Annotated in this window: 12 protein-coding genes and 1 pseudogene; 6 read left to right on the forward strand and 7 right to left on the reverse strand. The window is 68.0% G+C overall.

All coding sequences use genetic code 11. The features are described from left to right. Positions 1-26: 26 nt before the first annotated feature. The 4 genes from G3I65_RS40420 to G3I65_RS40435 are packed head-to-tail and all read right to left on the reverse strand — an operon-like array spanning position 27 to position 4,640. Positions 27-920 carry a MoxR family ATPase gene (locus G3I65_RS40420; protein ID WP_160700748.1) on the reverse strand — a complete coding sequence of 298 codons (894 nt, stop codon included), beginning with the start codon at positions 918-920 and terminating at the stop codon, positions 27-29. Then, a complete protein-coding gene (locus G3I65_RS40425; protein WP_160700760.1) occupies positions 917-3,235 on the reverse strand; it encodes an aerobic carbon-monoxide dehydrogenase large subunit in 2,319 nt (772 codons plus the stop codon). Before G3I65_RS40425 ends, G3I65_RS40420 begins: the two co-directional genes overlap by 4 nt. Before the next feature lie 47 nt (positions 3,236-3,282). After that, positions 3,283-3,750, reverse strand: a complete 468-nt coding sequence (locus G3I65_RS40430; RefSeq protein ID WP_166641180.1) for a (2Fe-2S)-binding protein — start codon at positions 3,748-3,750, stop codon at positions 3,283-3,285. 14 nt (positions 3,751-3,764) lie between these two features. Beyond that, positions 3,765-4,640: a xanthine dehydrogenase family protein subunit M gene (locus G3I65_RS40435; protein ID WP_160700750.1), complete on the reverse strand. Its 876-nt coding sequence runs from the start codon at positions 4,638-4,640 to the stop codon at positions 3,765-3,767. A gap of 150 nt (positions 4,641-4,790) precedes the next feature. Between G3I65_RS40435 and G3I65_RS40440 the strand changes: the two genes are divergently transcribed. Together G3I65_RS40440 and G3I65_RS40445 are read left to right on the forward strand one after the other, a co-directional pair. Beyond that, complete coding sequence (locus G3I65_RS40440) at positions 4,791-5,630, forward strand: helix-turn-helix domain-containing protein (protein ID WP_203612648.1); 840 nt, start codon at positions 4,791-4,793, stop codon at positions 5,628-5,630. Between the two features lie 5 nt (positions 5,631-5,635). After that, complete coding sequence (locus G3I65_RS40445) at positions 5,636-6,046, forward strand: VOC family protein (RefSeq protein WP_160700752.1); 411 nt, start codon at positions 5,636-5,638, stop codon at positions 6,044-6,046. Positions 6,047-6,096: 50 nt separating this feature from the next. Here G3I65_RS40445 and G3I65_RS58650 read toward each other — a convergent pair whose 3' ends face one another. Then, the gene (locus G3I65_RS58650) at positions 6,097-7,227 is read right to left on the reverse strand and encodes an InlB B-repeat-containing protein (RefSeq protein WP_163046838.1); all 1,131 of its coding nucleotides are present in this window, start codon (positions 7,225-7,227) and stop codon (positions 6,097-6,099) included. Positions 7,228-8,444: 1,217 nt separating this feature from the next. Between G3I65_RS58650 and G3I65_RS40455 the strand changes: the two genes are divergently transcribed. Further along, complete coding sequence (locus G3I65_RS40455; protein WP_160700754.1) at positions 8,445-9,062, forward strand: hypothetical protein; 618 nt, start codon at positions 8,445-8,447, stop codon at positions 9,060-9,062. Between the two features lie 246 nt (positions 9,063-9,308). Beyond that, the gene (locus tag G3I65_RS40460; protein WP_160700755.1) at positions 9,309-9,635 is read left to right on the forward strand and encodes a hypothetical protein; all 327 of its coding nucleotides are present in this window, start codon (positions 9,309-9,311) and stop codon (positions 9,633-9,635) included. A gap of 481 nt (positions 9,636-10,116) precedes the next feature. Here G3I65_RS40460 and G3I65_RS40465 read toward each other — a convergent pair whose 3' ends face one another. Next, positions 10,117-10,284 carry a hypothetical protein gene (locus G3I65_RS40465; RefSeq protein WP_160700756.1) on the reverse strand — a complete coding sequence of 56 codons (168 nt, stop codon included), beginning with the start codon at positions 10,282-10,284 and terminating at the stop codon, positions 10,117-10,119. 583 nt (positions 10,285-10,867) lie between these two features. Continuing rightward, positions 10,868-11,164: a hypothetical protein gene (locus tag G3I65_RS40470; protein ID WP_160700757.1), complete on the reverse strand. Its 297-nt coding sequence runs from the start codon at positions 11,162-11,164 to the stop codon at positions 10,868-10,870. Positions 11,165-11,519: 355 nt separating this feature from the next. Between G3I65_RS40470 and G3I65_RS40475 the strand changes: the two genes are divergently transcribed. Then, complete coding sequence (locus G3I65_RS40475) at positions 11,520-12,464, forward strand: hypothetical protein (RefSeq protein WP_160700758.1); 945 nt, start codon at positions 11,520-11,522, stop codon at positions 12,462-12,464. A 340-nt stretch (positions 12,465-12,804) separates the two neighbouring features. Beyond that, positions 12,805-13,441: pseudogene (locus G3I65_RS57835) on the forward strand (transposase); the annotation flags it as partial.

Consider the following 13,441-nt stretch of genomic DNA (forward strand, 5'->3'; position numbering starts at 1 on the left):
GGTCGACCCGGGCCGGGGCCGGACGGTCACTCACGGCGAGCCGACTCGGGATAGCCCAGCCGGCCGAGCGCGCCGACGAGGGTCTCGCGGTCGTCGGGCGTCTTGGCCAGCGCGGCCAGCGAACGCACGACATCGTCGCGGGCGAGTTCGGCCACCCCGGCCGCGGCCAGCACGGCGAGCCAGTCGATCGTTTCGGCCAGTCCCGGCGGCTTGTCCAGGTCGAGCCGGCGCGCCTCGCCGACGAACGCGGTCACCGACGCGATCAGCGGCTCGGCGGCCGCCGGGTCGCCGCGGCGCAGGATCCGCACCATCCGTTCCGGCGACGGGAAGTCGATCCAGTGGTACAGGCAACGGCGGCGCAGGGCGTCGTGCAGGTCGCGGCTGCGGTTCGAGGTGAGCACGACGAACGGCGGGCGCTCGGCCGTGAAGGTCCCCAGCTCGGGGACCGTGACCGCGGACTCGCCCAGGAACTCCAGCAGCAGCGCCTCGAATTCGTCGTCCGCACGATCGATCTCGTCGACGAGCAGCACCGGCGCGATCGGGCCGGGATGCCGGACCGCGCGCAGGATCGGCCGCTCCAGCAGGAACTCCGGGCCGAACAGGTCGTCGTCGGTCAGCTCGGCGGACCGGGACTCGGCCAGCCGCACCGCCAGCAGCTGCCGCTGGTAGTTCCACTCGTACAAGGCTTCGGCCGCGGTCAGGCCCTCGTAGCACTGGAGCCGGATCAGGTCGGTGCCGAGCACGGCCGCCAGAGCCTTTGCCGCGGTGGTCTTGCCGACGCCGGGCTCGCCCTCCAGCAGCAGGGGCCGGCCCAGCGTGGTCGCGAACAGCAAGGCCGCGGCCAGTCCGTCGTCCACGAGGTAGCCGACCTCGTCCAGGCGGGCGCGGACCTCGTCGGCGCCCGCGAACGGGGCGGTCATATCGGCGGGGCCGCGCGGCCGTTCATCGCGTCCCACACTCGTGAGGGGGTCAGCGGCATGTCCGCGTGCTGGACGCCGAGCGGCTTGAGGGCGTCCACCACGGCGTTCACGACGGCCGGTGGCGAGCCCACGGTGGCCGACTCCCCGATCCCCTTCGCCCCGATCGGGTGGTGCGGCGACGGCGTCACGGTGTATCCGGTCTCCCAGTCCGGCACCTCGAGCGCGGTCGGCAGCAGGTAGTCCATCAGCGAAGCGCCCAGGCAGTTGCCCAGGTCGTCGAACGAAATCATCTCCATCAGCGCCATCCCGACGCCGTCGGTCAGCCCGCCGTGCACCTGGCCTTCGACGATCATCGGGTTGATCCGAGTCCCGCAGTCGTCCACCGCGACGAAACGGCGCACCTTCACGACGCCGGTGCCGGGGTCGACGTCGACCACGCAGATGTAGGCGCCGTTGGGGAAGGTGAGGTTCGCCGGGTCGTAGGTGACCTGCGCCTCCAACCCGCCGTCCACACCGGGCGGCAGCTCGCCGCCGTGCGCCCGCCGGGCGATCTCGGCGATCGTCACCCGCTTGCCCGGATCACCCGCGACACCGAATGAACCCTTTTCCCACTCCAGATCCGCCGGCGCGACTTCGAGCATCCCGGCCGCGATCAGCCGTGCCTTGTCCCGGACCTCGCGCGTGACGAGCACCGCCGCCGCCCCGGACACCGGCGTCGACCGGCTGCCGTAGGTGCCCAGGCCGAACGGGGTCTGGTCGGTGTCGCCGTGCACGACCTCGATGTCCGCGGGCGGGATGCCGATCTCCTCGGCGACGATCTGCGCGAACGTCGTCTCGTGGCCCTGTCCCTGGGTCTGCACGGACAACCGCACCACGGCCTTGCCGGTCGGGTGGATGCGCAGTTCACAGCCGTCGGCCATGCCGAGGCCGAGGATGTCCATGTCCCGGCGCGGCCCGGCACCCACGGCCTCGGTGAACACCGAGACCCCGATGCCCATCAGCTCACCACGCCCCCGCCGCTCGGCCTGTTCGCGACGCAACTCGTCGTAGCCCGCGATGCGCAGTGCTTCGGCCAGGGTCGCCTCGTAGTCACCCGAGTCGTAGGTCCAGCCGGTGCGGGTCCGGTACGGGAACTGCTCGGGGCGGATCAGGTTGCGCCGCCGCAGCTCCACCGGGTCGACGTCCAGCTCGCCCGCCAGCCGGTCGACCATGCGCTCGACGAAGTACACCGCCTCGGTGATGCGGAACGAACACGCGTACGCCACCCCGCCGGGCGCCTTGTTCGTGTGCACCGCCGTCATCCGGCAGTAGGCGGCCCCGATGTCGTAGCTGCCGGTGAACACGCCGTAGAAGCCGCCCGGGTACTTGGTGGGCGTGGCCATCCCGTTGAACGCGCCGTGGTCGGCCAGCACGGTCGAGCGCAGGCCGAGGATCCGCCCGTCGCGGGTCGCGGCGATCTCGCCCCGCATCACGTAGTCGCGGGCGAACGTGGTGCTGGTCAGGTTCTCGGAGCGGTCCTCGGTCCACTTGACCGGCTTGCCCAGCGCCACCGACGCGAGGATCGCGCACAGGTAGCCCGGGTAGACCGGCACCTTGTTGCCGAAGCCGCCGCCGATGTCCGGGGACACCACGCGGATCTTGTGCTCGGGCACGCCGGAGTACAGCGCGTACAGCGTGCGGTGCAGGTGCGGTGCCTGCGTGGTCGAGTAGACCGTGAGCTTCTCGTCGACCGCGTCGTAGTCGGCGACCGCCCCGCAGGTCTCCAGCGGGGCCGGGTGCACGCGCGGGTAGACCATGTCCTGCACCACCACGACGTCAGCGGCCGCGAAGGCCGCCTCGGTGGCCGCGGCGTCCCCGGTCTCCCACTCGAAGCACAGGTTGTCGGTCTTGCCGTCCAGGTCGGTGCGGACGACCGGGGCGTCCGGGGCCAGCGCGGTCCGCACGTCCACGACCGGCGGCAGCTCCTCGTAGTCGACCTCGATCAGCTCCAGCGCGTCGCGTGCGGCGTACCTGTCCTCGGCGACGACGAACGCGACCTCCTGGCCCTGGAAGCGGACCTTGTCGGTGGCCAGCACCGCCTGCACGTCGTGGGACAGCGTCGGCATCCACGCGAGGTCGCGCGCCGCCAGGTCGGCGCCGGTCATCACCAGCTTGACCTGGGGGTGCGCCTCCGCGGCGAGGGTGTCGACACGGGTGATGCGCGCGTGGGCCAGCGGGGACCGCAGGATCGCCAGGTACAGCATCCCGGGCAGCTGCTGGTCGTCGACGAACCGGCCGCGGCCCCGGATGAACCGCCGGTCCTCCTTGCGGAGCATCCGCCCGTGCCCGACGGGATTCCCGTCGTTGTCCGGGAACACCGCGGTCACGACCCGGGCTCCCGGGTGCCCGCCTGCTCCGCCGCCCACTGGACCGACCGGACGATGCTGGCGTAGCCGGTGCAGCGGCAGACCTGCCCGGCGATCGCCCGGCGGATCTCCTGCTCGGAAGGGTCGGGATTGCGGTCCAGCAGCGCGCGGGCGGTCATCATCATGCCCGGGGTGCAGAACCCGCACTGCAGACCGTGACAGGCCATGAAGCCGCGTTGGACCGGATCGAGCTCGCCGTCGGCCTCGAGCCCTTCGACGGTGTCGACGTCGTGCCCGCCGGCCATCGCGGCCAGCACCGTGCACGACTTGACCGGTTCACGGTCGAGCCACACCACGCACGCGCCGCAGTTGCTCGTGTCGCAGCCCCAGTGCGTCCCGGTCAGGCCGAGGTGGTCGCGCAGGAAGTGCACGAGCAGCAGCCTGCCCTCGATCCGGCCGGTGACCTCGACGCCGTTGACCCTCATCGTGACCTGCACGATCACCCTCCGCCCACGCGCGCGACCGCCCGCCGCAGGGTGCGGCGGGTCAGCTCGGCGGCGAGGTGGCGCTTGTACTCCGCGCTGCCCCGCTGATCGGTCATCGGGCGGCAGCCCTCCGCGGCCAGTTCGCCGGCCACCGCGTACAGCTCCTCCGACGGCGGGTGCCCGCGCAGCGCGGCGGAGATCTCCGGCATGCCGGTGGTGTTCGGGCCGACCGCGGCGAGCCCGACCCGGGCGTCGTCGATCAGGCCGTCGGAGGTCAGCCACACAGCAGCCCCCGCGGACACCACTGCCCAGTCCCCGGCTCGCCGGTCGACCTTCTCGAACGCGCTGGACCCGTTGGGACGCGCCGGAAATCGCACCTCGACGAGCATCTCGGCCGGGCCGACGGCGGTCGCGTACGGGCCGACGTAGAACTCCTCCATCGACACCACCCGCTCGCCGTCCAGGCCGCGGATCACGCAGCTCGCGTCAAGCGTCGTGCACACCGCCGAGAGATCCTCCGACGGATCGGCCTGGCACAACGACCCACCCAGCGTGCCCCGGTTGCGCACCAGCGGGTCACCGATCACCCATTCGGCGTCGGCGAAGATCGGGAACGTCGCCGGCAGCTCGGCCGACTCCAGCAGTTCGCGATGCCGGGTCAGCGCGCCGATCCGGACCTGATCCGGCTCGACGGTGATGTAGGCCAGCTCGTCACGCAGCTCGTTGATGTCGACGAGGTACTCGAAGTTCGCCAGCCGCAGCTTCATCATCGGCAACAGGCTGTGCCCGCCGGCCACCAGCCGCGCGGTCTCCCCCAGCCGGTCGAGCAGCTCGAGGGCGTCGGTCACGCTGGTGGCCCGCTCGTACTCGAACGGCGCCGGCAACTGCATTCCCACCTCCGTCGTCCCGTGCCAACCGGCCCCCGGAAAGGCTATGTCTTCCCGGTACGGACAGTCACCACGAGTTAAGCGTCATCTTAAACCGGCCGTTCACCGGTCGGCGAAGTCGCTCGTCGCCGGATGGGTGGCCATACTGGGCGGGTGTCGGTCGACGACTTCGTCCGCGCGCTGCCGGGCGCGGCACTCCGCGGGGCCGTTGCGTGGTACTCGGGGTACCGCCAGGTCGACGTCGCGCCTGCGCGCCATCGCGGCCTTCCCTCGCCCTACCTGACGTTGATCTTCACCTTGGACGACCCCCTCGTCGTGGCTCAGCAGGTCGATCGGCGCCGGGCCCCGAGCCGCTACGCCGCGTTGCTGGGCGGGCTGCACACCGCGCCCGCGGTCGTGGCCCACGACGGGCGGCAGTCCGGCATCCAGGTCGCGATCAACCCGCTCGCGTCCCGCGCGTTGTTCGGCCTTCCCGCCGGGGAGCTGGCCGGAATCGACGGTCATGCGGCGGACGTGATCGGCGCGTCGCGGGTTGACGAGATCCGCTCAAGGCTGCTCGACGGCCGGCATTGGCCCGGCCGGCTGGCGGCGTTGGAAACCCACTTGTGCGGGCTGGCCGAACCAGATCGCCGGGTGCCGGCCGAGGTGCGCTACGCGTGGCGGCGGCTGCGGCGCACCGGCGGCCGCATCGGCATCCGGGAGCTGGCGCAGGAGACGGGCTGGAGCGCACGCCACCTGCAGGCGAAGTTCCGGATCGAGACCGGCCTGACCCCGAAACAGGCCGCCAGGGTCATCCGGTTCGACCGCGCCCGGCACGCCTTGGCACCCGCGCCGCACGCCGGCATCGCGGCAGTCGCCGCGGACCACGGGTACACCGATCAATCACACCTCGACCGTGAGTTCCGGGCACTCGCGGGATGTTCACCGACAACCTGGCTGCGCGAGGAGTTCCGAAACATCCAAGGCGGGCACTGGACACCCCCGGCAGACTGACGGGCATGACCGATTCGACCCCGCCACCGCAGGTGTGGCACACCGTTCGCGCACGCGACGCACGCGCGTTGATCAGGTTCCTCGTCGACGTCATCGGCTTCGAGGAAACCGCCGTCTACGGCGATGGCGACGTCGTCCACCACGCCCAGCTGTCCTGGCCCGCCGGCGGCGGCATCATGCTCGGCTCCGTCCGGGACAACCCGGACGACCAGTGGCCCATCCCGCCCGGGACCGGGGGTGCGTACGTGGTCACCGATGACATCGACGCCATCTTCGAGCGCGCGAAAGCCGCGGGCGCGCAGATCGTCACCGAGCCACACCACACCGACTACGGCTCGTACGACTTCGCCCTTCGCGACGCGGAGGGCAACCGCTGGTCCTTCGGCACCTACCGTGGCGAGCCGCGAAAGGCCTGAGGCCAGGCTTTCGCGGTTCGCCCGCGCCGAGGGCTTGGTGGCGGCTGGGGTCAGCGCGTGTCGCGGGTTCGGCGGCGTCGTGTCGCGGCGACGGCCAGACCACCGACGAGCAGCATCGGCAATGCCCAGTACAGCAGGGTGCTGATCTCGACACCGGTACTGGCCAGCCCCGGCTGGTCGTGCGAGACCGGCTGCACGGGAGTGGCGCTCGGCCCCGCCGGAGTGCTCGGGCTCGGGCTGGTGGCGGTCCACTGTGCGTACAGGGTCGTGTCGCTGGTCACGGTGTCTTTCGAGAAGTTCCATTTCGTGCCGCCCGAGGCGGCGGTGTACCAGCCACTGAACGTGTAGCCGGCGCGGGACGGGTCCGCGGGCTCGGTGGCCGTGCATCCGTTCAGCACGGTTTGCGATGCCTCGGCGCTGCCGCCCTGGCTGTCGAAGGAGACGGTCCTGGGTGCCGTGTAGCTGATCGACACCGACCCGTTCCCGCTGCTGTTGAAATCAGTGGATGTCGGGGTCACGACACTGTACGAGCCGCCTCCACCACCACCAGCGGAGGCGGCGGCACCGCCGCCTCCGCTGTATCCGCCGCCGCCACCGCCGCCGTTGGCGCTGCCGCCGCCACCGCCGCCGTAACCGCCAGCCCCGCCAGCACTACTGGTGCCACCGGCGCCCCCGGAGGCGATGCTCGCGCCACCGGTACTTTGCCCGCTGTTGCCGCCGGCGCCGAGCAATCCTCCGCCGCCGCTTCCGTAGTCGTAGTAGTTTCCTCCGCCGGAAGCCCCTCCGGATCCGTCAGTGCCGCCCGCACCTCCGAACGAAGCGACACCGGCGGGACCGGTCGAGGCGTCGAGCCCCTTCATGCCGGTTCCGCCTCCGGTTCCGCCTCCGCCTCCGCCTCCGGCCGCGGCGAGCAGCCCGGCCTGCGTCGCGGCGGTGTAGACGAACGATCCACCACCACCACCACCACCACCATCACCAACTTCGCCGCTGCCGCCGACGAGGACCTGTACATCGCCGCCGGACACCTTCACGCCATCGAGGTGGAGGATCACCCCCCTCCCACCGGTTCCGCCGTTAGCGCCCCCCGTTGCGCCTGCAACCGTCATATTCACCGTGGTCACACCGGCCGGAACCGTGAACTTTTGCAGGCTGCCGGTGTAGGCGAAGGTTTTCGTCGTCATTGTCGGCGTGCACGTCGCCGCAAAAGCCGGCACCGCCCCGACAACAGTCGCCGTAGCGGCCACGAACCCCGCTCCCAGCGATGCCATCAATATGCTCGCAGTCGCGCGACGCAGCCCACGACGGTCACGACCGCCACATGGCGTAATCACCCGCACTTCAACAGCACGCCTGGTTACCATGAAAACTATTCCCTCTCATTGGTGCCCGCCACAGCCCCGAGCCGGGAAAGCGAAGCTCCGGCACCTGGCGCGGCACAAGTGTCGCGCGGACTGTAGGGGGACCCAGCGACACCGGCAACCCGTGACCCCGACCCCCACACCCACGACCATGCCCCCACCGCTGGACGAAACACCCGACGAAACGAGTAGCCACGGCCCCACAACCAGGGCCATCACAGCACCGACCCGCCCGCGTCCGGCCGGGTCGCGGACATGGCCGTGCGCGCGAACCAGCCACAGGCATGTCCGAACAGGCAGAAAGGTTGTGCCCGTCCGGACATCCCCGGCGCGGACCTCCGGTTCACCAGGCCGAGAAACGCGCTCCGCCTCCGACCAAATCCCGCCGAACCGCGGCTCAGGGCGGCGACCATTTCCGCCGAACTGGGGAATACAGGAGCGGATCCGCGATACCGAGAGTGCCATCGCGGTCACTCGGTGGCCGATCGGCGCGCAAATCCACTGTGGATGAACCACGATGCCTGCCGGCCCGCAAATCCCGCACGGCTCCCCCGCACAGGCAGGGCACGCAGAGCGGGCCGTAACGAGAACGGTGTTTCCGGCCGTGATTGTCAGTAGGTCTCAGCGCCCGGCCAGCGGTCACTAAAGGTGATCGAGAACGCGTTCAACGCCGGCTTCCACCTCATCGTCCACCGAGTCTGCCGACGAGGACCGTCAGCGCTTTACCTCCGGGCACCCCAGGCGGAGCCCGGATGGCCTTGGTTGCTGCAGGCGCCCCCGGTTGCGCCGCGATCCGAGCCGGCACTCGGACGGCCGACCAGACCGAAAGCAGGGCCTCGTCACACCCCTGGCGACGCCTGCGAGCCACGCGCGAGAGCTGTCCGACGGTCGTGGTTCCGGCCGTAAACCCGTAACGCTTGATACACAACCTCAGCACCGTCCGGGCGTCTGACAGAACACGAGGGTCTTCGACGAAAGGACGAACGACGAATCCTGGGTAGCCAGGCTGATCTTGCACCACGACGGCTGGGGAGTTTCACGTGCTCACACATGTTTTTCGCAATACGATTCTCGCGGCCGTGGCGGCCTGCGCACTGGCCAGCATCGCAGCCTGTCAGGCGAACCTGGCCGGCGGCGGTGCCCAGCCGTCCAGCACACCGTCAGGCACCGCGCCGACTGAGACACGGACGACGACAGTGGCACCCGGTGATCAGTCATTGGGAACAGATGACCAGATCCGCAACGCGGCGTTGATCGGCCCGCATCCCGGTCTCAAGGCGTGCGCCAAAGGTCTCCTGGTCCGCGAAATCGCCCGCTCAGCAGCAGTCGCGCACACCGAATACGCGGCAGTCCTGACCACATGCAAGGACGCATCCGGCGGCGCACCCACCGATGTCGCAATCGTCGAGCCCTACGCCCAGGGACAGCCCACCCTGATCTACGCGGTAGTCGACGGTTTCGTGAACCACGACCCCTATCAGTTGATCGCCGAACATCTGCAGTTCACCGGCAACCAGCTCACTATCACCTACAGCGGCTTCGCCCCAGGCGACCCGGACACCAAACCGTCACAGCAGTTCATCCAGACAGACACCATCGCCACGAACAGCTTCACCAAGGGCGGGTACACGTCCCATCGCCTTACCTGCTGTGGCTGAACCCACCCGCCGGCACGACCGGTCGGCGACGTCCCTTTGGCACGGCGAAAGTTCGGCCAACAACGCCTCTTTGCGTGGCAGACCCATGGCCGGCTCAGCGGACCTCGGCGTTGAGCGGATGTCAACGGCCTCGACGGCGGTCATCCACTGCTCGAGTCGCTGGCCGTGCAGCGAACACATCATGCGGGCGAACCCGCGGACGTAGCCGGCCAAAACGGTCAGGGCTGGGCTGGCCGCGAGGACAGCGTGGAGGCGTTGCCGGTCGGCCGGATCGAGGTTGGCGGGACGCCGACCGGTGCCGTTGCGGGTGAGCAGTTCCTCGACCGTCGTCGCTCGGGCGAACCGGCGGACGGTGCCGCGGGCGAACTCGAGGCGTCGGCAGACTTCCTCGGTTCCGAGTCCCTCGTTGAGAAGGGTGTGCACCGCAGCGTGTCGTTCGCGGGCCCGCATTGCCCGCCGATACGTGCGTTGCTCAGGCGTAGCGGACCTGCCGCCCAGCACATCGCGTTCCGATTGATCTGTTCGTCGTCATCGTGCGGAGTCGACGCCGCGGGCAGCGCCTGGCGGTGCTGAGCGACGGTGCGTCCGACCGCGTCGGCCAAAATGTTCCAGACGTGCCCCTGGTCGGCGGTCGGGTCAGAACACCGACGGGTCGCCCGGTCTCGACGTTGATGAGGATCGTGCCGGAATGATGGCCGCGGCGGAGCGCGAAGTCGTCGACCCCGACCCGAGGCGTGCGCCGATCAGGGTCGGGGAGGCCACGGCGCAGCAGCGTCATCCGGCTGACCGACGCGGCCAGACGCCGGGTCACCCGCGCTCCGGCGCGGCCGCCCAGCGCCAACCCGACGGCGGACAGTACCTGCTGCAGCAGCATCTGGGCCGAGGACCGTCCTGCTGCACGATCCACCAGCATTTTCCATGCGACTGGAGCTGATCACCGCGCCGGTTGGGGCCACAACGCAGGTGTTCGCCCGGTTCGAGGCCGACCGCCCCGAACGAGCTCTGGATCGGGGATGCGTTGCACAGCCCCGAAATCGGCGGCCGGAAGGCTTATCTACAAGGCTGATCCACTCCACCCCGGGGCCGCCCGCAAGGCCGGGGAAAGATCGAGCGCCTGTTCCGGACCGTCCGGGACCAGTTCCTGGTCGAGGTCGAGCCGCAGCAGATCGCGGATCTGGCGCAGCTGAACCGGTTGTTCACCTCCTGGGTCGAGCAGGTCCATTACCGCAGCGTCCACCCCGAGACCGGCGCCCGCCCGATCGACCGGTGGCAGCTGGAGCTCCGTTCCCGCAGCCCACGCCGGCGCAGCCGGCCGAAGCGTTCCGCTGGCCGGAATACCGAATGGTCACCAAACAGCGACGGTCTCGCCGCACTCGAACGTCCATCAGGTCGACCCGTCGCACACAGATCAGGAACCCGGTCAGCAACGCGTCGCAGGTGGCGGCCGAGCCGAGGCGGCGCAGCAGCCGAAGTGCCGGTGCTGCGCGGCAACGACCTCGGGCGGTTCCTCCAGACTCGGCTGCGGATTGTCGAGCCGGTCGGGTGGGCCGATCCGGGCCTTGTGCCGGGTGCAGACATCGCGGTGGTGGCCCGCTGGGGTGGCGGGAGCTGCGGCGCCAGCAGCCGGGCCGCGGTTCGTGCCGCAACGCGAGCCAGACCGGGATCTGGGCCGCGCAGCTCCACCACCGGGGTATTCACCCTGCCGCCGAAGGCGACCCCACCACCCCGCAACCCAACTCCGAACACCGCGACCTTCACCCGAACCGGACAGGGCCGGGAAACGGTGCTGGACGATACGGCACGAGTCACCGTCCTCTCTCGAGTTCCAGCGGGTACGCCACCTGGAAAGCAAGATCGAAGCACCGCACTGACGGAAAATGACATCGCCTGAATAGGCGACAGCAGGTTCGGTCGAGATCATCCGGCAGCCCGACCGTTTGGACGACTCCGCAGACGCTGAACTCGGCTTTCCGTGCCCAGCCAGCGCGCACAGTCACGACGGATTCCAGCAACTCATTCGGGCTCAATGCCAGGAAGTTGTGCCGAACTTCGCAGAAGGCGCAGCCGTTGCGGTTGCGGCCATCACGCTTGATCTGCACCATGGTCCCGGCAGGGGCCCTTGATACAGGCCCAAGAGATGAAGGGGTTGATAAGCGCGACAGACACAAGACACCGCAGCACCCCAACCAGATACCGAGAAGCAATAACGGGAACCCGACGCCTCATACAAGGGAAACTATTGTGCGAATTTTACACGCTAGATCCTTGGCGCTTCTTATTTCACTTATCGTGGCAAGTGTCACGATAGGAGTAGTGCACTCCACGAGTTACGCGGACAACTCCACGATCCGCGCCGGAAAGGGGAGGCAGTACACGGCGGAATGGAGGACACTTCCGTCATTGGATCCCAATTATGAAGTAAAGCAGCTCACAACGTCTGGCGCCACAGACAGTAAGATGTATCTCGATGTAAACCCCTACGTACCGACACTCAATTCGATTGTGTTCATGTCGGATCGTGACGGCAGTCAAAATCTGTATCTCATGTCTCTTTCGGACGGTTCATTTGTGCAGCTGACAAACCATGACGACATCGACGCGAGCCATAGCGGCATTTCGCCTGCTACCGAAGAAGTGTTCTTCCGAGAGGGCCAAACGGTTAAGAAAGTCAGTTTGCGGGCTCCCTACGAGGAGGAAGAGGTCTATACCGTTGACGACCAATACGAGATAAAGGGCTCGCTCTCCATGGGGCCAGGTGGCAACAAGTTTGCATTGTCCCTGTACAACAAGAACGGATACTCGACACTAGCCACCATCGATACAGCAAGAAGTACCCTGGAAGAAGTCCGTAAGATCAAGGGCGCCGTTGACCATGTACTGATCAACCCCGTTTATGGAAATACGCTCCTCTACCACACCTATGATCGAAACCAGATCGGTCTCGTAAATATTGAGACCAAGCAGGAGAAGGTTCTAACCAAGCCGGGAGACCACGGAACCCATCCATTTTGGGAGCATAACGGGCAAGCCGCGGGCTACGTCCTAAAAAATGCACGGGAGGCAAGGGGGTCCCAGGAAAAGGTCGTGACCTACAGCATCCAAGCAGCCGGGTACAGCAACTATCCGCTCACGAGGTACAGCAATCATGTCGCCATGAATCCGTCCGGGACCTGGATTCAAGGGGATGGAGGACCCTCGGATCGCTATATTTACTATTACGTGATCAACCCCAGGAACAATACGGTCGCTCGTCAGACGATGTTTAAGCATGACAGTACGTCAAGCAATGAACTGTGGCATCCCCATGCGACTTTTATCAACGACACCGACGTGATCTTTAATAGCGATAAAGACAACCCCGGAAAGAGTGGCGACATCTATCTGTTGAGTAAGAATCCCTAAGACGCGCCAGTCGACAGAGCCGTTACAAGAACTAGTCTCCCCAACACCTTTGCAGAAGATCAGAGCCCACAGCTCACTTGATCGCCAGCAGACCGTCGCGGAAGACGTCTACGCGGCCGATCCTGACGCCGGATCGAGGACTCAACACCTCTACGCCTGACAGCTGGCCCGTCGCGCCGTTTCCCTGGACGGTGCCGACGGGCCACCTGAGCGGCCAGCAGGGCAGTAGCCGATCACCTGCCCGCATCGATCGGCGCGACCAATGCGGCAATCGGGTCTGCCCAGGGTCTGGTTGACACCTCACCTGTGAGGCTGCGGCCTCGCCTGGAAGGATGTCATCGTGCCCAAGCCCTACCCCCGCGAGTTCCGTGACGACGTCGTCGCCCTCGCCCGTCGCGGCGAGACCCCGTTGAAGCAGGTCGCCAAAGACTTCGGGATCTCCGAATCGTGCCTGGCCAACTGGCTGCGCGCGGCCGACGTCGAGGACGGCACCCGGCCCGGAGTGACCCGGGAGGAGTCCGCCGAGCTACGCGAGCTGCGTAAACGCAACCGGCTGCTGGAGCAGGAGAACGAGGTCCTGCGCAAGGCCGCGGCCTACCTGGCGCAGGGCAATCTGCCGGGAAAATAGCCTTCCCGCTCGTCCGTGAACTGGCCGCGGCCGGCGCCCCCGTGCGGGTGCCGGCCGCGGTGACGTGCAGGGTGCTGGGGATCTCCCGGCAGGCCTACTACCAGTGGTGCGCTGCCCCGGTCTGTCAGCGGGACTTCGACGACGCGCATCTGATCAACGCCGCGCTCGAGATCCATGCCGACGATCCGGCCGATGGGTACCGGTTCATCGCTGACGAACTCGCCCGCCGCGGGTTCACTGCCTCGGAGAACCGGGTGTGGCGGATCTGCTCGATGCAGAAGATCTTCTCGCTGCACGCCAGGAAGAAAGGCCGTTCCCGCCAGGCGGGGCCGCCGGTGCACGACGACCT

It is taken from the genome of Amycolatopsis sp. SID8362 (assembly GCF_010550475.1).
Classification (GTDB): domain Bacteria; phylum Actinomycetota; class Actinomycetes; order Mycobacteriales; family Pseudonocardiaceae; genus Amycolatopsis; species Amycolatopsis eburnea.

Bases quoted from the DNA above. Each gene is read 5' to 3' on its own strand.
- G3I65_RS40420 (WP_160700748.1), bottom strand. From the start codon at position 920: ATGACCGCCCCGTTCGCGGGCGCCGACGAGGTCCGCGCCCGCCTGGAC.
- G3I65_RS40425 (WP_160700760.1), bottom strand. From the start codon at position 3,235: ATGCTCCGCAAGGAGGACCGGCGGTTCATCCGGGGCCGCGGCCGGTTC.
- G3I65_RS40430 (WP_166641180.1), bottom strand. From the start codon at position 3,750: ATGAGGGTCAACGGCGTCGAGGTCACCGGCCGGATCGAGGGCAGGCTG.
- G3I65_RS40435 (WP_160700750.1), bottom strand. From the start codon at position 4,640: ATGCAGTTGCCGGCGCCGTTCGAGTACGAGCGGGCCACCAGCGTGACC.
- G3I65_RS40445 (WP_160700752.1), top strand. From the start codon at position 5,636: ATGACCGATTCGACCCCGCCACCGCAGGTGTGGCACACCGTTCGCGCA.
- G3I65_RS58650 (WP_163046838.1), bottom strand. From the start codon at position 7,227: ATGACGACGAAAACCTTCGCCTACACCGGCAGCCTGCAAAAGTTCACG.
- G3I65_RS40465 (WP_160700756.1), bottom strand. From the start codon at position 10,284: ATGGACCTGCTCGACCCAGGAGGTGAACAACCGGTTCAGCTGCGCCAG.
- G3I65_RS40470 (WP_160700757.1), bottom strand. From the start codon at position 11,164: ATGGTGCAGATCAAGCGTGATGGCCGCAACCGCAACGGCTGCGCCTTC.
- G3I65_RS40475 (WP_160700758.1), top strand. From the start codon at position 11,520: ATGTATCTCGATGTAAACCCCTACGTACCGACACTCAATTCGATTGTG.